Below are 20,113 nucleotides of genomic sequence, written 5' to 3'. Positions count from 1 at the left end.
AGACATTATGTTTTTAGTCGACTCCCACTGCCATCTTGATGGCCTGGATTATCAAACGCTACATAAAAACGTGGACGATGTGCTGGCGAAAGCCGCCGCCCGTGACGTGAAGTTTTTCCTTGCCGTGGCCACGACGCTGCCGGGATACCGCGGCATGCGCGAACTGGTCGGCCAGCGCGACAACGTCGTGTTCTCCTGTGGCGTCCACCCGCTTAATCAGGATGAAGCGTACGATGTCGACGAGTTGCGCAAGCTGGCGGCGGAGGAAGGGGTAGTGGCAATGGGCGAAACCGGGCTGGATTATTTTTACACCCCGGAGACTAAACCACGCCAGCAGACCTCCTTCCGCGATCATATCCGCATTGGCCGAGAATTAAATAAGCCGGTCATCGTACACACCCGCGACGCGCGCGCCGACACGCTGGCCATTTTGCGCGAAGAAAAAGTGACGGATTGCGGCGGCGTACTACACTGTTTCACTGAGGATCGGGAGACAGCAGGTAAATTGCTGGATATGGGGTTCTATATCTCGTTTTCCGGCATTGTCACGTTCCGTAACGCCGAACAGCTGCGCGATGCCGCGCGCTATGTTCCACTCGATCGCCTGCTGGTGGAAACCGACTCGCCGTATCTGGCCCCGGTCCCGCACCGCGGCAAAGAGAACCAACCGGCGATGGTGCGCGATGTTGCCGAGTACATGGCGGTACTGAAGGGCGTTTCGCTGGAGCAGCTGGCGCAACAGACCACCGCTAATTTCGCCAGCCTGTTCCATATTGACCCCTCCCGGCTGTAACCTGCCGATCTGCCTATTATTTTAAGGCTCGTAATTAATAGCCAAAGCGAGTAAAGTTCACCGCCACAAAAGGGGCGGTGAATGGTTTTTGGCAACATCCAGATACAACTTATGTAAGTTGGTGTAAATTTTTCAACGCCGACTGATTGAAACGTGATAGCCGTCAAACAATCATTCCGCCAATTATTTTACTCTGTGTAATAAATAAAGGGCGCTTAGATGTCCTGTCCACGGCACGGTTCTCCCCCCGTGCCAATGCGTGAAAACGTAAAAAAGCACCAAATACTCAGGAGCACTCTCAATTATGTTTAAGAATGCATTTGCTAACCTGCAGAAGGTCGGTAAATCGCTGATGCTGCCGGTATCCGTACTGCCTATCGCAGGTATCTTGCTGGGCGTCGGTTCCGCAAACTTCAGCTGGCTGCCAGCCGTAGTTTCCCACGTGATGGCAGAAGCGGGCGGTTCAGTCTTTGCTAACATGCCGTTGATTTTCGCTATCGGTGTCGCGCTTGGCTTCACCAATAACGACGGTGTATCCGCACTGGCTGCGGTCGTTGCTTACGGCATCATGGTGAAAACCATGGCGGTCGTTGCGCCTCTGGTTCTGCATTTACCTGCTGAAGAAATTGCGGCGAAACATCTGGCGGATACCGGCGTACTTGGCGGTATTATCTCTGGTGCTATCGCCGCGTATATGTTTAACCGCTTCTATCGCATCAAGCTGCCTGAGTATCTGGGCTTCTTTGCGGGCAAGCGTTTTGTGCCGATTATCTCCGGTCTGGCCGCTATTTTCACCGGTGTGATCCTCTCCTTCATCTGGCCGCCGATCGGCTCTGCTATCCAGACCTTCTCCCAGTGGGCGGCTTACCAGAACCCGGTTGTGGCATTCGGTATCTACGGCTTCATTGAACGTTGCCTGGTACCGTTTGGTCTGCACCACATCTGGAACGTACCTTTCCAGATGCAGATTGGTGAATACACCAATGCGGCGGGTCAGGTCTTCCACGGCGATATCCCACGTTACATGGCAGGCGACCCGACTGCGGGTAAACTGTCCGGCGGCTTCCTGTTCAAAATGTACGGTCTGCCGGCCGCTGCTATCGCCATCTGGCACTCTGCTAAGCCAGAAAACCGCGCGAAAGTGGGCGGTATCATGATCTCCGCAGCGCTGACCTCGTTCCTGACCGGTATCACCGAGCCGATCGAGTTCTCCTTCATGTTCGTTGCGCCGATTCTGTACGTTATCCACGCCATTCTGGCCGGTCTGGCATTCCCGATCTGTATCCTGCTGGGTATGCGTGACGGGACATCGTTCTCTCACGGTCTGATCGACTTTATCGTTCTGTCTGGCAACAGCAGCAAACTGTGGCTGTTCCCGATTGTCGGTATCTGCTATGCGATCGTCTACTACGTCGTCTTCCGCGTGCTGATTAAAGCGCTGGACCTGAAAACTCCGGGTCGCGAAGATACGACTGAAGACAGCAAAGCAGGCGCGACCAGCGAAATGGCTCCGGCACTGATCGCGGCGTTCGGCGGTAAAGACAACATCACTAACCTCGATGCGTGCATCACTCGTCTGCGCGTGAGCGTCGCTGACGTGGCGAAAGTTGATCAGGCTGGCCTGAAAAAACTGGGCGCCGCAGGCGTGGTCGTTGCAGGTTCAGGCGTTCAGGCTATCTTCGGGACTAAGTCCGATAACCTGAAAACTGAAATGGATGAATACATCCGCAGCAACTAAGTTGTGATGTGGGGAGACTAAGGCAGCCGAATGGCTGCCTTTTTTACGTCCGGAAGGGCTGCGTTTCGTTAGCCGGTTTGGTCCGCTAAATAGGCGCGCGTAAAGGCAACCCCTTTACGCGCAGACGATCTGTCAGAACTGATAGCTGGCGGTGATGCTGATGTTACGCGGTTCGCCGTAAACAATAGAGCCGTCGATGTTGGTATCGTAGGTTTTGTCGAACAGGTTATTAAGATTGGCCTGTAAGGCAAAGTTTTTGCTGACCTGGTAACGGGTGAAGAGATCCACCAGCGCGTAGCTGCCCTGTTCAGCACGGAAGGTACCGTACGGCGTGTCGGTCTCTTTATAGACGCGGTTCTGCCAGTTGACGCCGCCGCCAACGGTCAGCTCGGGCATCGCCGGCAGGCGGTAGCGGGTGAACAGTTTGACGCTGGTACGCGGCAGGTTCGGGTTTACCGCCTTACCTTCGTTGTCTTCGGCAACGTAGCGGGTTGCGCCAAACGTCATCTGCCAGTTATCGCTAAGCGCGCCGTTAATTTCGAACTCGACGCCTTTACTCACCGTACCATTGACGGTTTTATAGGCGATATCGCCGCTGCTGCCGGCAATCGGCGTCCCGGTAGACTGACCCAGGTTATCCTGTTCGATGCGAAACACGGCTAGCGTGGTCGTCAGACGGCTGTCCATCCAGTCTGATTTCAGGCCAACCTCATAGTTATTCCCGGTGATAGGCGTCAGGTATTTGCCCGAGCCGTCGCGGACGTTCTGCGGCTGGAAGATTGAGGTATAGCTCGCGTATGCCGACCAGTTATCATTGATGTCGTAAACCAGTCCGGCATAAGGCGTGGTGTGATTCTTCTCGGAAGTGTAGGACAGCGTGCCGATACTCCAGTTGGTATAGCGAGCGCCAAGAATCAGGTACAGCGGGTCGGCCAGTGAAATACGCGTTGCGGCATATAAGGATTTCATGCGCGTGGTATCGTCCTGCGCCAGGCTCTGCGCATCCCAATGGGTTTCCGGGAAGCCGCCAGCGTTGTAGGCGTAGAAGCTGCCGATTTCATCCGGGAAGACGTTGGCCCATGCGCTGAAGTAGCGGTTATTTTGCTTGCTGTAGCTGCCGCCCAGCATCAGATTATGCTGTCGGCCAAACAGATCGTAGCCGCCATCGGCGAACAGATCCACGGCATCGACTTTACGTTTCCCGCTGTTCCAGCCGGTCCCGGCAACGTAGTCATAGCCTGGGCCATAGCTGCTGTATGGACCGACCAGCATGCCGGTCTCTTTATTGACATACGCATCCACGTACATTGTTTTGCTGTCGAACTTGACCTCGGAGTGGGTCGCATTCAGGGTCGCCTGCCAGGTATCCGCAAAGCGTTGCTTCAGGGTCACAAAGATTTTATTGAATTCTTTATCGTTATAGGCCCAATCCGGCGCCGTGCTGTGGGCGCGGTCATAGTGAGTTTTGCTGCCATCGGTATTCCAGCGCGGCAGCCCACCCCAGGTCGGACTGTTAACATCAATGCGTTGATATTCATAGCCTGCGGAAAGGCTGGTGGTTTCACCCAGATCGGCATCCAGGATGCCGGAGAAGAACGTTTTCTCGCTGTTGTAGCGATCAAGCCAGGAGTCATTGTTCTGGTAGCCGGCGACAATCCGCGCACGTACGTTGCCATCTTCAGTCAGCGGACTTTGCATATCCGCGACGTAGCGCTGTTTGTTCCAGCTACCGTACTCCGCTGATACGTTACCGGTGAACTCCCGGCTGGTGGCATGTTTGCGAATCATGTTGACGGAGGCCGAAGGGTTACCGGTACCGGTCATCAGGCCGTTTGCGCCGCGCACGACTTCAACACGCTCAAAGAGGGCGGTATCAGAGAGGGCGTCGCCCAGGTTCCAGCGGGATTCAAAATAAGTCGGAATACCATCGACCATATAGTTGTCTATCTCGAAACCGCGGGAGAAATAGCTGCTGCGATCGGAGTCCGCCTGGCTTTTACTGATCCCGAGCGTGTTATCCATTACGTCGCCGAGCGTTTGCAATTGCTGATCCTGCATGCGTTGTTCGCTGATAATACTGACCGACTGCGGAATATCGCGCTGGATCATCGGCATCCGGGTCCCGGCGGTGGTGGTTTTGACGCTGTAATCCTGCTGCTGCGCGTCAGAACCCGTTTCCGTTGTACCTTCTACAATGATGGTATCCTCGGCGGCGTAACCGGGAGTGGAAGAGAGCGCCAGCGCAATACCAACGGCCAGCAGGGATGGCGCGATACGCCGATCCCGGGAATGGAGAATGAGAGACATCATAAGCCCTTAATCAAAAAGTCATTGTTATGTGCCGTGGCTCTATGGCCGCGGTCGTACCTTGTCTGTAAGCGCACCGCATTCATTATGAATACAAATGAGAAATATACGCATTTGTATTTATTGTGTAAACAGAAGTAAGAAGAGGGCAGAAACGGGATTTTACCCTCCTGGCGAAAGGAGCAGGCAACGATATGATTAATCCGTCAGCAGCTAACGCCACTGCGGCATAAGAAAAAGCGCATTCAGGTTGAAAGAGGGGGAGTAACTCGCTCATACTCTTAAACGAATCCTGTGCATCCGCGTTTATCTGCAGAGGTAGGCCAGAGCACGGTATAAAAATTAATAAGGAATCAGTCATGGCAGAAGAAACGATTTTCAGCAAAATCATTCGCCGGGAGATCCCGTCGGATATTGTTTATCAGGATGAGCTGGTGACCGCTTTTCGCGACATTTCCCCGCAGGCGCCAACCCACATTCTGATTATCCCTAATATCCTGATTCCTACCGTCAACGATGTGACCACCGAACATGAACTGGCGCTGGGCCGGATGATGACCGTGGCGGCGAAAATCGCTCGTGATGAAGGCCTTGCCGACGATGGCTATCGCCTGATCGTCAACTGTAACCGCCACGGCGGCCAGGAAGTCTACCATATCCACATGCACCTGCTGGGCGGCCGCCCGCTAGGTCCCATGCTGGCACATAAAGGCTAATCGATGCGCGCAGCTCATTTCGGCACGCTTCTGGCGATAGCGCTCCTGGCCGGTTGCGGTTCTCGCGCGGAAATCCCCGTCGGCGAACAGCAGACTCTGGTGATGGAATCCAACGTGCTGGCGGCGGGAATCAGCGCCGATGCGCCGTCGGTGGCCGCTTCCGAGATTCAGGCCACCGCTACTTCCAGACTGTTTAATGAACGACAGGAGCCGATCACCGTGCATTACCGCTTCTTCTGGTATGACGTGAGAGGTCTGGAAATGCATCCGCTGGAGCCGGCCCGCAGCATTACGGTGCCCGCGCACTCTTCCGTCACCGTGTACGGCAGCGCAAATCTTCTGGGGGCGCATAAGGCCCGCCTGTATCTTTATCTGTAAGGGGTAATTGTGATGATGAAAATGGGTCGCTATGCGTTAATCGCGGCACTGGCGATATTCCTTGCCGGGTGCGTGGGGCAACGCCAGGAGCCTGCCCCCGTCGAGGAGGCGCAGCCGAAACCTCAACAGCCCGCGCAGCCGCAGCCAACGGTTCCGACCGTGCCGGCGGTACCGACCGTGCCCGCGCAGCCGGGGCCGATTGAGCACGAGCAGCAGCCTGCGCAGCCGGTACCGCGCGTGCGTCATTATGACTGGAATGCGGCGGTACAGCCGATGGTTGGGCAAATGCTGCAGGCGGGCGGGGTGAACGCCGGGAGCATTCTGCTGGTCGATAGCGTGAATAACCGCACTAACGGCACGCTAAATGCGGGTGAAGCAACCACGGCGCTGCGTAATGCGTTGAGCGGAAATGGCAAATTTACGCTGGTGTCAGCGCAGCAGCTGAGCGTGGCGAAGCAGCAGCTGGGTTTGTCGCCGCAGGACAGCCTCGGCAGCCGCAGCAAAGCGATGGGGATTGCCCGCACCGTGGGCGCCCAGTACGTGCTGTACTCTAACGCAACCGGCAACGTCAATACGCCTGAGCTGAAAATGCAACTGATGCTGGTACAAACTGGCGAGATTATCTGGTCAGGTAAAGGTGCAGTTCAGCAACAATAAGCTAACGCGCGATGAGGTTTTGTCGCGCTTTTTCCCCGGCTATTCGCCTGTCGTCGATCGGGGCCACGGTGGCCTGAGCGGCGGCAGCTGTATTATCAGCGACGGTGTCCGGCGGCTGGTGCTACGCCAGCCGCACGATCCTCAGGCGTCCGCCAGCGCATTCCTCCGGCAGTACCGTACGTTGTCTCGCCTGCCGGCGACGATTGTCCCTGCGCCACACTTCTATTCCCCCCGCTGGATGGTGGCGGAATATTGCGATGGCGAGATGAAAAGCACCCTTCCGCGCGGCCCGCAGCTGGCAGGCTTATTGTATCATCTGCACCGACAGCCGCGCCTGGGCTGGCGCATCGCGTTGGCTCCGCTGCTTGAGCAGTACTGGCTACAGTGCGATAGCGCGCGCCGTACGCCATTGTGGCTACGCTGGCATAAACGGTTGTTACGGCGCGGCGAGCCCCGCCCCTTACGCCTGGCGCCGCTACATATGGATGTGCATGCCGGCAATATCGTCCATACGAAGGGCGGGCTGCGGCTGATTGACTGGGAATACGCTGGTGATGGCGATATCGCGCTGGAGCTGGCGGCAGTGTGGGTCGAAGGGGCAGAACAGCGCCAGCTGGCGGCAGAATATGCGCGGCTGGCGCACCTCGATGCGCAACTGCTGTGGCAGCAAATTCAGCGCTGGCGTCCGTGGGTAGGGGTGCTGATGGCCGGCTGGTACGAGCGTCGTTGGCAACAGACCGGCGACCGGCAGTTTATCACGCTGGCAGATGAAACATGGTGTCAGTTAGACAAAGAACGAAAAGGATAAGAGAGGTCAGTGTGGGTCCGGTAATGTTGGATGTCGAAGGTTTTGAACTGGATGCGGAAGAGCGTGAGATTCTGGCGCATCCGTTGGTGGGCGGGCTGATTTTATTTACCCGTAACTATCACGATCCGGCGCAGCTGCGTGAGCTGGTTCGCCAGATCCGCGAGGCCTCGCGCAATCATCTGGTGGTGGCGGTCGATCAGGAGGGCGGGCGCGTGCAGCGTTTCCGCGAAGGATTTACCCATCTGCCGGCCGCACAATCTTTTGCGGCGCTGCTGGGGATGGAAGAAGGCGGCGCGCTGGCTGCCCAGGCCGGCTGGCTGATGGCCAGTGAAATGATCGCGATGGACATCGATATCAGTTTCGCTCCGGTGCTGGATGTCGGCCACATTAGCGCCGCCATTGGCGAGCGGGCTTATCATGAGGACCCGACAAAAGCGCTGACTATCGCCCGCCACTTTATTGACGGCATGCATGAAGCGGGAATGAAAACCACCGGTAAGCACTTTCCGGGGCACGGCGCGGTGAGCGCCGATTCGCATAAAGAGACGCCGCGCGACCCGCGCCCTGAAGCCGATATCCGCGCCAGGGATATGGCGGTCTTCCGCACGCTGGTGGCGGAAAACCGTCTTGATGCGATTATGCCTGCCCACGTTATCTACAGCGAGGTGGATCCGCGTCCGGCCAGCGGCTCGGCGCACTGGCTGAAGACGGTGCTGCGCGGTGAGCTGGGTTTTGACGGCGTGATTTTCTCTGACGACCTGTCGATGGAAGGGGCGGCGATCATGGGCAGCTACGCGGAACGCGGGCAGGCATCTCTGGATGCGGGTTGCGATATGATCCTGGTCTGCAATAATCGTAAGGGGGCGGTCAGCGTGCTGGATAACCTGTCGCCGATCAAAGCAGAGCGTGTTACGAAATTGTATCATAAAGGTTCATTTACCCGTCAGGAATTGCGCGACTCCGCCCGTTGGAAGAGGGTCAGCACACAGCTGGAGCAGCTCCATGCGCGTTGGCAAGAGGCGAAGTCGGCATAATGACCTGAAGGGCGTTGTTGTCTGGTGAGGATGCGATGATTATTTATTTACACGGTTTTGACTCGAACAGCCCTGGTAACCATGAGAAGGTGATGCAGCTGCAGTTTATCGATCCCGATGTGCGGTTGATAAGCTACAGTACGCGGCACCCAAAACATGATATGCAGCACCTGCTAAAAGAGGTCGATAAAATGCTGCAGCTCAACACCGACGATCGGCCGCTGATTTGCGGCGTCGGCCTGGGCGGCTACTGGGCGGAACGGATTGGTTTCCTTTGCGATATTCGCCAGGCCATTTTCAACCCGAACCTGTTTCCTGCGGAAAACATGGAAGGCAAGATCGACCGCCCGGAAGAGTATGCCGATATCGCTACCAAGTGCGTGAATAACTTCCGTGAAAAGAATCGCGATCGTTGTCTGGTGATCCTCTCCCGCCAGGATGAAGCGCTTAACAGCCAGCGTTCGGCTGATCTGCTGCATCATTATTATGAAATCATCTGGGATAGCGAGCAGAGCCATAAATTCAAAAACATCTCCCCGCACCTGCAGCGCATAAAAGCGTTTAAGACGCTTGGCTGATAGCCTCCCCCGGCCTGTTGTCTCTCCTGACAACGGGCTTTTTTTATCCATTCCGTGATTGCCCGTGCAAAAAATATGCGGTAAAACTTGATGCATATCAATTTTGGTATGACCAATGACCCGTTCATGGTATTCTCAATTCGCTGAATGGTTTCACTGCGATAACTTGTTGTTAAATAAGAGCTATTTATATAACTTTTAATTAACAATTGGTTAATACTTTTAGGGGGTCACGTGACTACGCCATTGAAAAGAATCGTAATCGTTGGTGGTGGTGCCGGCGGGCTGGAACTGGCTACTCAGTTGGGTAGAAAGCTGGGCCGTAACAAAAAAGCGAAAATCACGCTGGTGGATCGCAATCATAGCCACCTGTGGAAGCCGTTGCTGCACGAAGTGGCGACCGGTTCACTCGATGAAGGTGTAGACGCGCTGAGCTATCTGGCACATGCCCGTAACCACGGTTTCCAGTTCCAGCTTGGCTCTGTGGCGGATATCAACCGTGAAGCCAAAACCATTACCCTGTCCGAGCTGCATGACGAGAAAGGCGAGCTGCTGGTTGCCGAACGTAAGCTGCCGTATGACACCCTGGTTATGGCGCTGGGCAGTACCTCTAATGACTTCAACACCCCGGGCGTCAAAGAAAACTGTATTTTCCTTGATAACCTGCACCAGGCTCGTCGTTTCCACCAGGAAATGCTCAACCTGTTCCTGAAATACTCCGCCAACCTCGGCGCTAACGGGAAAGTGAATATTGCTATCGTCGGCGGCGGAGCGACCGGCGTTGAGCTGTCCGCTGAGTTGCACAATGCGGTGAAACAGCTGCACAGCTATGGTTACAAAGGGCTGACCAACGAAGCGCTGAACGTCACCCTGGTGGAAGCCGGCGAACGCATTCTGCCGGCGCTGCCGCCGCGTATTTCCAGCGCCGCGCATAGCGAGCTGACGAAGATTGGCGTTCGCGTGCTGACGAAAACCATGGTGACCAGCGCGGATGCTAACGGCCTGCACACCAAAGACGGCGAGTTTATTAACGCTGACCTGATGGTCTGGGCCGCCGGGATTAAAGCGCCGGACTTTATGAAAGAGATTGGCGGTCTGGAAACCAACCGTATCAATCAGCTGGTGGTGGAGCCGACGCTGCAAACGACCCGCGATGCGGATATTTACGCCATCGGCGACTGCGCCTCCTGCGCGCGTCCGGAAGGCGGATTTGTTCCGCCGCGCGCTCAGGCGGCGCACCAGATGGCGACCTGCGCCCTGCATAATATCCTGGCGCAGATGAAAGGTAAGCCGCTGAAATCCTATGCTTATAAAGATCACGGCTCGCTGGTTTCACTCTCCAACTACTCGACCGTCGGTAGCCTGATGGGCAACCTGATGCGCGGTTCAATGATGGTTGAAGGGCGTATTGCGCGCTTCGTATACATCTCTCTGTACCGTATGCATCAGATTGCGCTGCATGGTTATTGTAAAACCGGTCTGATGATGCTGGTGGGGCGTATCAACCGCATTATTCGTCCGCGTCTGAAACTGCACTGATAGCCGTTGGTTCCGTTCCCGGATTGCGCCGTCAGGCGAATCCGGGCTCGCGGACGATCCGTAAAATGCTGGCCCGGCCGAGCGCGGCGACGCCGGCGTTTCTTCAGAACATCATTCTGTTATTTCCGCTGTATCCTCTCAGATTCCTCTGAATCCCGTCCGTTTGCTACATTTCCTCGCATTTTTCATCCGCTTTCTGATTTGCAAGGTTCCCGGGTGGGCTGCAAAATTGTCTCTATCAGCAACAAGGGAGGATACCCCGTGAATAAATCAATGTTGGCGGGTATAGGGATTGGCGTGGCTGCCGCGCTGGGTGTTGCAGCTGTCGCTGGTCTGAATGTGTTAGATCGGGGCCCGCAATATGCCCAGGTGGTCTCCAGCACGCCGATAAAAGAAAGCGTGAAGACCCCGCGTCAGGAATGCCGTAACGTCACGGTAACCCATCGTCGTCCGGTGCAGGATGAAAACCGTATTGCCGGTTCCGTACTCGGCGCCGTAGCCGGTGGGGTCATCGGTCACCAGTTCGGCGGCGGTCGCGGCCGCAGCGTGGCCACCGTTGTTGGCGCGCTGGGCGGCGGTTACGCCGGTAACCAGATCCAGGGATCGATGCAGGAAGGCGATACCTACACCACCACGCAGCAGCGCTGCAAAACGGTGTACGATAAGTCGGATAAAATGCTGGGTTATGACGTCACCTATAAAATCGGCGATCAGCAGGGAAAAATCCGCATGGAGCACGATCCCGGGACGCAAATTCCGCTGGATAGCAACGGCCAGCTCATTCTGAATAACAAAGCGTAAAAAAGACGTGGAATGCGATTAGCCCCTCAGGCGCTCAGGCTGAGGGGCTTTTTTTATCAGAAGCTCACGGCATAGTTCAGACCAAAGGTGCGCCCGCGTCCTTTGTATTCATACAAAGACGGACTGCCGTAGGTCGGGCTGTACAGCAGCGGCGCGCGCTGGCCCCAGATGGTGACGTAGTCTTCATTCAGCAGGTTTTCGATGCTAAAGGTCAGCTTACCTACCGGCAACGCATAGCTGCCGATAAAGTCCACGGTGTTGTAACCGTCGAGCTTATTGCCGCCCGCATCGCTAATATCGAAGACCTGCTGAGTCTGCACGCGCAGCGACCACGGCTCCGGCGCCCAGCCGACCCAGGCGGTGGCTTTCGATGGCGAGGCGAGGGTGACGTCCCATTTCTGCCAGCTTCCGTCACTCTTCACCTGTGATTTCAGCACGTTGAAGTTAGCCCCGGTACTCCAGTCGCTATCCGCGAAGAAGTAATCGACCGCGCCTTCGACGCCGTAAATCCGCCGCTTGTCAGACTGGACGTCAATGGTCATATCGCTGCGGTTGACGACGATGGTCTTATCCGAGGTGGAGTAATAGGCCGCCAGCTGCGTACGCAGGTTATCACCGGTGTAACGCCAGCCCAGTTCGTAGGAGTTAACTTTGATCCCCTGCAGCGGCGAATCGCCGACGTTGACGCTCGACAGCAGAGGGTAGTTGCCGTTGACCGCCGCCCCGTATTGACCAATCCCGTAGTATTTCCCCGGATCCGGCAGCTCGACGCCCTGCGAGAAGTTAAACCAGGTCTGCTGACGATCGGTGAGATGGGCGACAATCCCGGCGTTAAACAGGAAGTTGTCATAGTCCGTTTTGCCGCCCGGGATGGCATCGGCAGAGTTCACTTTTCCGTTAGCGACATCCTGCTGCTGCGCGTAGCCGACAAAATCATCCACCCGGTTCTCCGTCCACTGATAGCGCACGCCGCCGCTGAGGGTGAAGATATCGTTGAGGTCATAGCTGGTTTGCAGGAACGGCGCGAGGTTGGTGATGCTGTAGCCCGGATAGCGGCCGGTAGTGTAGATCGAATCGTTGTGCAGGCCGCCGGATGCCATCGATGTGTTGAGGTCGAAGAACATCTGGTTAGCGTTAAAGGTTTCGTGATCGGCGTCGAGCCCCCAGGTCAGGTCCCACCCGTTCAGCGGTTGGCTATTGAGGGTGATTTTCGCGCCGTACTGGTCGGTATCCTGCTGTGACGCTGAGAAGCTGCTGACGGCGCCTTTACTTAGCGTCGGGAAAGGATAGAAGGTCAGCGATTCGTCGCGATAATAGACCTGGCTGACCAGATTCTGACCATAGAAGTCGGCATCGGAATATTGCAGGCTAATCAGGTGGCGTTCGGTGCTGGGCACCCGGTCGGAATTCAGACCGTCGGTGGTGTAGGCTTTACCGTCGCCGGTGACTGCCGACATGTTCTTGCCGAGGTACAGGCCGTAATCGTCACCCTGGCTTTTATAATACTGAGTGACCAGCTGCAACTGGCGGTTTTCGTCAATATCGATGGTGCCGGTGCCCATGACGTCCAGACGGTCGGAGTGCTGCAGGCCGGTTTGGGTATTATCAAGGACCAGCGCATCGTTATTGCCATCGTACCAGCCGCCGAAGCGCTGATAAGCCACCGATAAACGCCCGGAAGCGTGGTCGGTACCGCCGCTCACCGCCGCCGCCACGCGCTCATCATGATCGTTGCTGTTGGCAAATCCGCTTTTAGCGCCGAGCTCCAGATCGACCTGGCGCTCCTGCTGGCCTTTTTTGGTCACGATATTAATCAGACCGCCGGTACTGCCGCCGCCATACAGCGAGGTGGCGCCGGAAATGACTTCGATATGCTCAATATTGAACGGGTCGATGGCGTCGAGCTGGCGGCTATCGGTACGGGAGGAGTTGAGGCGCACGCCGTCGATCAGTACCACGATGGCCCGTCCACGCATGTTCATTCCGTAGTTAGTGCGCCCCTGGCTGCTGACATCGATGCCTGGAATCAACTGCGCCAGCACATCTTTAAATTCTTTCCCGCCCTGAACCTGTTGTTCAATTTCCTGGCCTTCGATAACCCAGGTCGTTTGCGCCATCTCGGCGACGGTACGGTGGGTACGGTTGGCGCTAACGATGAGGTTTTCTTCATCCGCCTGTGCGCCAAAGACGGGCAGGGCGGTAGCGAGCAGCAGTGGGTTAAGCACCCAGAGACGCTTGTTCATGCACATTCCTTTTATGAGTTAACTGCATTGTTGTTTTAAGTCATATTGTTTTAGTGCTCGATGCGGGAAGGCATCGATTGTTACAGCCTGAAATAAGCTGAAAAAATTAAATGCGAATTCTGCACGCAGTGATTATTGTTATCAATATCATTTACAACAAAATTCGTAGCTAACGATGTGAAAACATTAGAGAAAGTGGGGTTAACGGCGTAGGAAAGGGACAAACCCGATGGCGGTTACCACCGGGTGGCAAAGCAGATTAGTGCTGGAGGATTTGGGGCCACAGCCGCAGCGTGGTCTCGGCGATTTGCATCAGCTTAGCGAAATCAGCGCCTTCGCGCGCGCTGATAGACATGCCCTGCAGGACGCAGCTTAAGAACTGCGCCAGCTGCCGCACATCGCCGTTTGCCGGCAGCTCGCCGCGCAGCTGCCGCTGCTGCAGGAACCGGGTCAGCGTCTGTTCCTGCATCGCGTGTCTGGACTTAATCGTATTGGCGATATCGGTAGAAGAGGCAGCCAGCGCCGCCGAGGTGTTGATCATAAAGCACCCCGCCGGCGTATCTTTGCTGGTGAAACAGGTGGCGATGGCGGTGAAATAGTCCCGCAAGGCCTGGTCGACCGATTTTTCCTCGGCAAACAGCAGCGCTTCGTGTTTAGCGGCAAAACGCGAAATATAGCGATCCAGGACCGCGCGAAATAGCCCTTCCTTATTGACGAACTCAGCGTACAGCGTCGGAGCTTTTGCCCCGGTCGCCTCCACCAGATCGGCAAGAGAAGTTGCCTCGTAGCCGTGTTGCCAGAAAAGTGCCATGGCCTTATCCAGCGCCGCTTCCTTGTCGAACACTTTAGGTCGGCCACGGCTTTTTTTTGTGCAACTTTGAACGTCAGTTGTCATGATGCCGCTGTACCTATCTTTGTTGGTTTGTTGAAAGGGCATTATAAAAATAAACGCTGCCGGCTACCAGCACAGAACCCGCAAAAATAAATAATTCATATATATATGAATTTTAAGTTGTTTATGAATAAATGAACGGTCGTTATAAAAATCTGTTGACGTGTGATGCAGGTCACATTATTATTTACCTATCGATCGTTAAGTTAATTCTTGCGACCCTACTAAAAAAATCATCTGCATAGGTATAATAATCATGAAAAACATCAAAACGCTGACGCTAGCCGCCGTGCTGAGCTCTCTCTCTTTCGCCAGTTTTGCTGCCGTTGAAGTGCAATCTACTCCGGCTGGCCAACATAAAATTGGTACCGTTTCCGCCTCTGCCGGGACTAACCTGGGCTCGCTGGAAGACCAGCTGGCGCAGAAAGCGGAAGAAATGGGCGCCACCTCTTTCCGTATTACTTCCGTAACCGGTCCTAACACCCTGCACGGGACCGCGGTTATCTACAAATAAGTGTCGTTGTCCCCCTGTCATGCCACTGACAAAACGCGCCCTGACCCCTTTATCAGCGCGCGGTAAGTAAGCAGTACGTTATCCCCTGTTATGCCACAGACGCGAAGCGGAGCTCACCCCTTTATGGGCTCCGCGACGCGTCGCCATATCGTTTAACCTGTTCGTTTTATACCCATAAAAAACGCCTTAACGGGTCATGCTGGCCACTTAAAATGGCCAGCATATTTTTATGGTTTGTTGTGGGCTTGCGTGATGCCGGTAAACGGTGGTTTGGGCGAAGCATAGTATTTGTGGTTCGTGATGTGGAATATTCCATTCACCATGAGTCCCGCATATTTCTGTTTCCGGCGGTGCAGGTGAACGGCCCGGGGCCGGTTTCACCCGACCCTGGGGCTCACCCCTTCGGGGGCGACGTCAACGTCGTTCAAAAACTTTTGTCCATCCGACCGGCATTAGCCTCAAGCGCGGTTTTTTATTTCCATCATGACGCGCTTACAGCGCATATTCGCTGCCGCGATGGTGGCGGGTAACGTCAACCGGCATCCCTGAGCGCAGCTCGATGGCGCGGTTCATCACTTCCTGATTCGTCCCCGATGCCTGCTTAAAGGCTTCCATCGCGCTGTTCAGGATAATCGGCAAGGTCTGCGGATCGTCGTCCAGGCGTTTGGACAACGGCTGATGGATCTCGACCAGCCGCGTCCCGTCTGGCTCAACGGACACCTTCACCGGCGTGTTGATGATATTGACCTTAGTTCCTGGGGTAACTTTATTAAACAGGGTCTTGATGTCGTCGTCGCGCAGGCGGATGCAGCCGGAGCTCACGCGCATGCCGATGCCGAAGTCGGCATTGGTGCCGTGCAGCAAGTAGACCCCGCCGTAAGCCGCGAGACGAATGGCGTGATGGCCCATCGGGTTATCCGGCCCGGCAGGCACCACGGCGGGTAACTCAATCCCCATTGCTTTATAACGTGCCCGAATATTGGCGGTTGGCGTCCACGTCGGGTTAGCCCGCTTGTCGGAGACGGTGGTGACCATCGTCGGCGTCAGGGTGTCGCCGCCCAGCTGGCCGATACCGATAGGGTAGACGGTGACCTCGTTTTTGCCCGGTGGGTAATAATAGAGCCGTAGCTCGGCGAGATTAATAACCAGACCTTCGCGCGGCGCATCCGGCAGCAGAGTCTGGAGCGGAATCGTCAGCACGCTCCCGGCACGCGGAACATAGGGGTCGACGCCAGGGTTCGCCTGCAGCAACGCCAGAAAGCCGACGTTGTACTTTTTGGCGATGGCTTCCAGCGAGCCGCCGTTATTCTGCACGACATGAAACTGGTTTTGCCCGACAACCCGGCTACCGGGGGGCGGTAAAGGCCAGGTGTTGGCGCGCGCGGGGAGCGCCAGTAAGGCGGCGACGGCGATCGTCGCCAGCCAGAGTGAAATACGCGATATAGAGATTATCATAATCAGTAAGGGATTATTTTTTATGCGGAAACAGACATCAATTATCGTGGCGAGGATGTGGGGAAATCCTGGTGAATTGCAAAATATTTGTAAAGTTTACCAGATGTGTCGATGCAGGAGGGCTGGCGGAAAGAGAAGGATACGGCAGAAAACGCCGTATCCTTCGCGGAGATTATGCGGCGGCGTTCTCTTCTAACTGACGCATAAACTGACGCACCCACTCCATCCGCGTTTTACGCTCGCCGAGATCCTGCATAAACTTCAGCCGCGTTGGGCCATCCAGACGGAAGTGCTGCGGTTGTTTTTGCAGCAGGCCAATCAGCCACACCGGGTTGACGTTGTTCTTCTCGTTGAACTCAATCACTCCACCTTTTTCATTGCCTTCCAGCTTACGAATCCCGAGTTTCTGCGCCTGCTGACGCAGACGGGCGATATCCAGCAGGTTTCTCGCCGCATCCGGCAGCGGGCCGAAGCGGTCAATCAGCTCGACTTTGATCTCCTCCAGCTCGTGCTCATTCCTCGCGCTGGCAATCCGCTTATAGAACGAGAGGCGGGTATTCACATCGGGGATAAAATCGTCCGGCAGCAGTGACGGCATTCGCAGTTCGACTTCGGTCTGCTGGCTGGTGAGATCCTCCAGCGAAGGCTCGCGCCCGGCTTTCAGGGCATCAACGGCATTCTCCAGCAGCTCCATATACAGCGAGAAGCCGATGGTGGTCATCTGCCCGCTCTGGTCCTCGCCCAACAGCTCCCCGGCACCGCGGATTTCGAGGTCGTGGGTGGCCAGGGCGAATCCGGCGCCGAGATCTTCCAGCGAGGCGATCGCTTCCAGACGCTTTTGCGCATCGGTGGTCATCGCCTTAGGGTGCGGGGTCAGCAGCCAGGCATAGGCCTGATGGTGTGAACGCCCGACGCGCCCGCGCAGCTGGTGCAGCTGGGCAAGACCGAAATGGTCTGCGCGCTCGATGATAATGGTATTGGCGGTCGGGATATCGATCCCGGTCTCAATAATGGTGGTACAAACCAGTACGTTAAAGCGCTGGTGGTGGAAATCGTTCATCACCCGTTCCAGTTCGCGCTCGCGCATCTGCCCATGCCCGATGGCAACCCGCGCTTCGGGTACCAGTTCGGCGAGACGGTCCGCCGCTTTCTGGATGTTTTCCACGTCATTATAGAGATAGTAGACCTGGCCGCCGCGCAGCACTTCACGCAGAATCGCTTCGCGAACCACCAGCGAGTCGTACTCGCGGACGAAGGTTTTCACCGCCAGGCGGCGGGCAGGGGGGGTGGCGATAATAGACAGGTCGCGCATGCCGCTCATGGCCATATTCAGGGTCCGCGGAATCGGCGTGGCGGTCAGCGTCAGGATATCGACATCGGCGCGCATCGCTTTGATCCGCTCTTTGTGGCGTACGCCGAAGCGATGCTCCTCATCGACGATCAGCAGGCCGAGATCGCGCAGCTTAACTTCGCTTTGCAGCAGCTTGTGGGTCCCGATAAGAATATCGATTTTACCTTCCGCCGCCTGCTCAAGGATCTGCGCCTGCTCTTTGGCGCTACGAAAACGCGACAGCATTTCAATACGTACCGGCCAGTTGGCGAAGCGGTCGCAGAAGTTGTCGAAGTGCTGCTGAGCGAGCAGGGTGGTCGGCACCAGTACCGCGACCTGTTTATGGTTCTCTACCGCCAGGAAGGCGGCGCGCATCGCCACTTCGGTTTTCCCGAAGCCAACGTCGCCGCAGACCAGACGATCCATCGCCAGCGGCTGGCACATATCGCTGAGCACGGCGTTAATCGCCTGGGCCTGATCCGGGGTGGCCTCGAAGGGGAAACCGTCACAAAATAGCTGATATTGTTCGCGATCGTGCTTAAAGGCGAAGCCCGCTTTCGCCGCCCGCTGGGCGTAAATATCGAGCAGTTCCGCCGCCACGTCGCGGACTTTCTCTGCCGCTTTCTGCCGCGCGCGCGCCCAGGCGTCGCCGCCGAGTTTATGCAACGGCGCGCTCTCTTCCGCTCCGCCGGCATAGCGGCTAATCAGGTGCAGCGAGGAGACCGGGACATACAGTTTGGCGTCGTTGGCGTAGGTCAGCATCAGGTATTCGCCCTTGATGCCGCCAGCTTCGAGGGTGGTCATCCCGGCATAGCGGCCGACGCCGTGTTCCAGGTGCACCACCGGCTGGCCGATATGCAGCTCCGCCAGGTTGCGAATTAAGGTATCGGGGTTAATCGTCCGGCGTGAATCCTGGCGACGGCGCGCCACGCGCTCGCCCAGCAGGTCGCTTTCACAAATCAGCGCCAGATTATGCTGAGTATCGATAAACCCGTGTTCAGCCGCGCCAATCATTAAATAGCGGCCGGCGGCAGTTGCCTCTTCCAGCCGCAGTATATGTTTCGGCGCAATTTTAATCCGCCCCAGCACCTCCCCCAGCGCTTCGCGGCGGCCTTCACTCTCGACCGAGAAGATGACCGGGCCGGTAAAGGCTTCGAGAAAACGGCGCAGGTTGTCCAGCGGCGCTTTATTCTGGGCCTGAATCGAGAGATCCGGCAGCTTCTGATAGCCGAGGTTAGTATTGGCCGCTTTGTCAGCCAGCCGCTCGGTTTTTAACTGCACGCGCGGCCATTTTTTCAGCTCGCCGAACAGCTCATCGATACGCAACCACAGCTGTTCCGGCGGCAGCAGCGGGCGCATTGGGTCCACGCCGCGGCTTTCAAAGCGGGCGCGGGTTTCATTCTGGAAACGTTCAGCGCTGGCTTCCAGATCGCCGGTATTAACGATCAGGGCATTCGCCGGGAAGTAGCTGAACAGCGGCGGCAGCGGTTCATTGAAAAACAGCGGCTGCCAGTATTCGATACCGGTCGGCAGCGTGCCTTTACTGACCTGTTGATAAATATGTTCGGCGTCGCGTTTGACCTCAAAGCGATCGCGCCATTGGCTACGGAACAGCTCGATCGCGGTCTGATCGGTCGGGAACTCATGCGCGGGCAGCAGGTTGATGGCTTCCACCTCTTCCAGCGTGCGCTGGCTGTCGACGTCGAACAGACGCAGACTGTCGATTTCATCATCAAAGAAATCGAGGCGATAAGGCCGATCGCTGCCCATCGGGAACAGATCGAGCAGGGCGCCGCGGGTAGCATATTCACCATGCTCCATTACCTGATCCACGTGACGATAGCCGGCGCTATCCAGCTGCGTGCGCAGGCCGTCGCGCGACAGGCGCTGACCTTTTTTCATCACCAGCGCATGGCCGTGGAGGAAATTATGCGGGCAGACGCGCTGCATCAAGGTGCTGACCGGGACGATCAGGACGCCGCGCTGCATGGTCGGTAATTGATATAGGGTCGCCAGGCGGGAAGAGATAATGTCCTGATGCGGCGAGAAGCTGTCGTACGGCAGCGTTTCCCAGTCCGCGAGGCCGATCACCATGCTGTCGGTAAACTGGCGGATTTCATCATTCAGGCGCAGGGCATTTTGCATGTCAGGGGCGACGAGTATTACCGGTCCGCCGTGACGCTCGGCCATTTCTGCAACTAAAGTGGCGCAAGCCGCGCCGGTTAATTCGCCGAGGTGCCGCTGATCGCCGGGTTTGACCGGCAGTGAGTATCGATATTGTTGAGGCATAGCGGTTGTCAGGATCCCTTAGAGCCTATCCCATTAGGCTA

Annotated in this window: 16 protein-coding genes; 11 read left to right on the top strand and 5 right to left on the bottom strand. The window is 56.4% G+C overall.

Annotation, left to right across the window (positions count from 1 at the left end; genetic code table 11):
* Window positions 1–7: 7 nt before the first annotated feature.
* Both EDF73_RS05500 and ptsG read left to right on the top strand, forming a co-directional pair.
* Window positions 8–793 (top strand): metal-dependent hydrolase, encoded by a 786-nt coding sequence (locus EDF73_RS05500; RefSeq protein ID WP_132726839.1) that lies wholly within the window; start codon window positions 8–10, stop codon window positions 791–793.
* A gap of 304 nt (window positions 794–1,097) precedes the next feature.
* Entirely contained in the window at window positions 1,098–2,531 is a 1,434-nt protein-coding gene (gene ptsG / locus EDF73_RS05495; RefSeq protein WP_132726836.1) for a PTS glucose transporter subunit IIBC, read from the top strand.
* A 132-nt stretch (window positions 2,532–2,663) separates the two neighbouring features.
* Here ptsG and fhuE read toward each other — a convergent pair whose 3' ends face one another.
* A complete protein-coding gene (gene fhuE / locus EDF73_RS05490) occupies window positions 2,664–4,838 on the bottom strand; it encodes a ferric-rhodotorulic acid/ferric-coprogen receptor FhuE (protein ID WP_132728097.1) in 2,175 nt (724 codons plus the stop codon).
* Window positions 4,839–5,197: 359 nt separating this feature from the next.
* On the opposite strand from fhuE, the gene hinT reads away from it, so the two are divergent.
* The 8 genes from hinT to EDF73_RS05440 all read left to right on the top strand — a co-directional run bounded on the left by hinT (window position 5,198) and on the right by EDF73_RS05440 (window position 11,349).
* Complete coding sequence (hinT, locus tag EDF73_RS05480; RefSeq protein ID WP_041144975.1) at window positions 5,198–5,554, top strand: purine nucleoside phosphoramidase; 357 nt, start codon at window positions 5,198–5,200, stop codon at window positions 5,552–5,554.
* Window positions 5,555–5,557: 3 nt separating this feature from the next.
* Window positions 5,558–5,932: a YcfL family protein gene (locus tag EDF73_RS05475; protein ID WP_132726830.1), complete on the top strand. Its 375-nt coding sequence runs from the start codon at window positions 5,558–5,560 to the stop codon at window positions 5,930–5,932.
* A gap of 21 nt (window positions 5,933–5,953) precedes the next feature.
* On the top strand, window positions 5,954–6,589 hold the full coding sequence (gene lpoB, locus EDF73_RS05470) for a penicillin-binding protein activator LpoB (protein ID WP_165905672.1): 636 nt from the start codon (window positions 5,954–5,956) through the stop codon (window positions 6,587–6,589).
* On the top strand, window positions 6,570–7,397 hold the full coding sequence (gene thiK, locus EDF73_RS05465) for a thiamine kinase (RefSeq protein ID WP_132726824.1): 828 nt from the start codon (window positions 6,570–6,572) through the stop codon (window positions 7,395–7,397). The genes lpoB and thiK overlap by 20 nt, the downstream gene beginning before the upstream one ends.
* A gap of 23 nt (window positions 7,398–7,420) precedes the next feature.
* A complete protein-coding gene (gene nagZ, locus EDF73_RS05460; RefSeq protein WP_165905653.1) occupies window positions 7,421–8,431 on the top strand; it encodes a beta-N-acetylhexosaminidase in 1,011 nt (336 codons plus the stop codon).
* A gap of 35 nt (window positions 8,432–8,466) precedes the next feature.
* The gene (gene ycfP, locus EDF73_RS05455; RefSeq protein WP_132726818.1) at window positions 8,467–9,009 is read left to right on the top strand and encodes an alpha/beta hydrolase YcfP; all 543 of its coding nucleotides are present in this window, start codon (window positions 8,467–8,469) and stop codon (window positions 9,007–9,009) included.
* 234 nt (window positions 9,010–9,243) lie between these two features.
* The gene (locus EDF73_RS05445; protein ID WP_132726812.1) at window positions 9,244–10,548 is read left to right on the top strand and encodes an NAD(P)/FAD-dependent oxidoreductase; all 1,305 of its coding nucleotides are present in this window, start codon (window positions 9,244–9,246) and stop codon (window positions 10,546–10,548) included.
* A gap of 261 nt (window positions 10,549–10,809) precedes the next feature.
* The gene (locus tag EDF73_RS05440) at window positions 10,810–11,349 is read left to right on the top strand and encodes a glycine zipper 2TM domain-containing protein (RefSeq protein ID WP_132726809.1); all 540 of its coding nucleotides are present in this window, start codon (window positions 10,810–10,812) and stop codon (window positions 11,347–11,349) included.
* A 56-nt stretch (window positions 11,350–11,405) separates the two neighbouring features.
* Here EDF73_RS05440 and EDF73_RS05435 read toward each other — a convergent pair whose 3' ends face one another.
* On the bottom strand, window positions 11,406–13,592 hold the full coding sequence (locus EDF73_RS05435) for a TonB-dependent siderophore receptor (RefSeq protein WP_132726807.1): 2,187 nt from the start codon (window positions 13,590–13,592) through the stop codon (window positions 11,406–11,408).
* Window positions 13,593–13,851: 259 nt separating this feature from the next.
* Entirely contained in the window at window positions 13,852–14,487 is a 636-nt protein-coding gene (locus tag EDF73_RS05430; protein ID WP_132726804.1) for a TetR/AcrR family transcriptional regulator, read from the bottom strand.
* A gap of 253 nt (window positions 14,488–14,740) precedes the next feature.
* Here EDF73_RS05430 and bhsA point away from each other — a divergent pair, with 253 nt between their 5' ends.
* The gene (gene bhsA, locus EDF73_RS05425; RefSeq protein WP_004860548.1) at window positions 14,741–14,998 is read left to right on the top strand and encodes a multiple stress resistance protein BhsA; all 258 of its coding nucleotides are present in this window, start codon (window positions 14,741–14,743) and stop codon (window positions 14,996–14,998) included.
* Between the two features lie 492 nt (window positions 14,999–15,490).
* Here bhsA and EDF73_RS05420 read toward each other — a convergent pair whose 3' ends face one another.
* Window positions 15,491–16,453 carry a L,D-transpeptidase family protein gene (locus tag EDF73_RS05420; RefSeq protein WP_165905652.1) on the bottom strand — a complete coding sequence of 321 codons (963 nt, stop codon included), beginning with the start codon at window positions 16,451–16,453 and terminating at the stop codon, window positions 15,491–15,493.
* Between the two features lie 172 nt (window positions 16,454–16,625).
* Window positions 16,626–20,072, bottom strand: coding sequence for a transcription-repair coupling factor (gene mfd / locus EDF73_RS05415; protein WP_132726801.1), 3,447 nt, complete (start codon window positions 20,070–20,072; stop codon window positions 16,626–16,628).
* Between the last annotated feature and the right edge of the window lie 41 nt (window positions 20,073–20,113).

The sequence above is a fragment of the Klebsiella sp. BIGb0138 genome (assembly GCF_004342285.1).
In the GTDB taxonomy this organism is placed as follows: Bacteria; Pseudomonadota; Gammaproteobacteria; order Enterobacterales; family Enterobacteriaceae; genus Klebsiella.
Note: the sequence above shows the minus strand (reverse complement) of the source record. Positions and strands in the feature narration are given on the sequence as shown.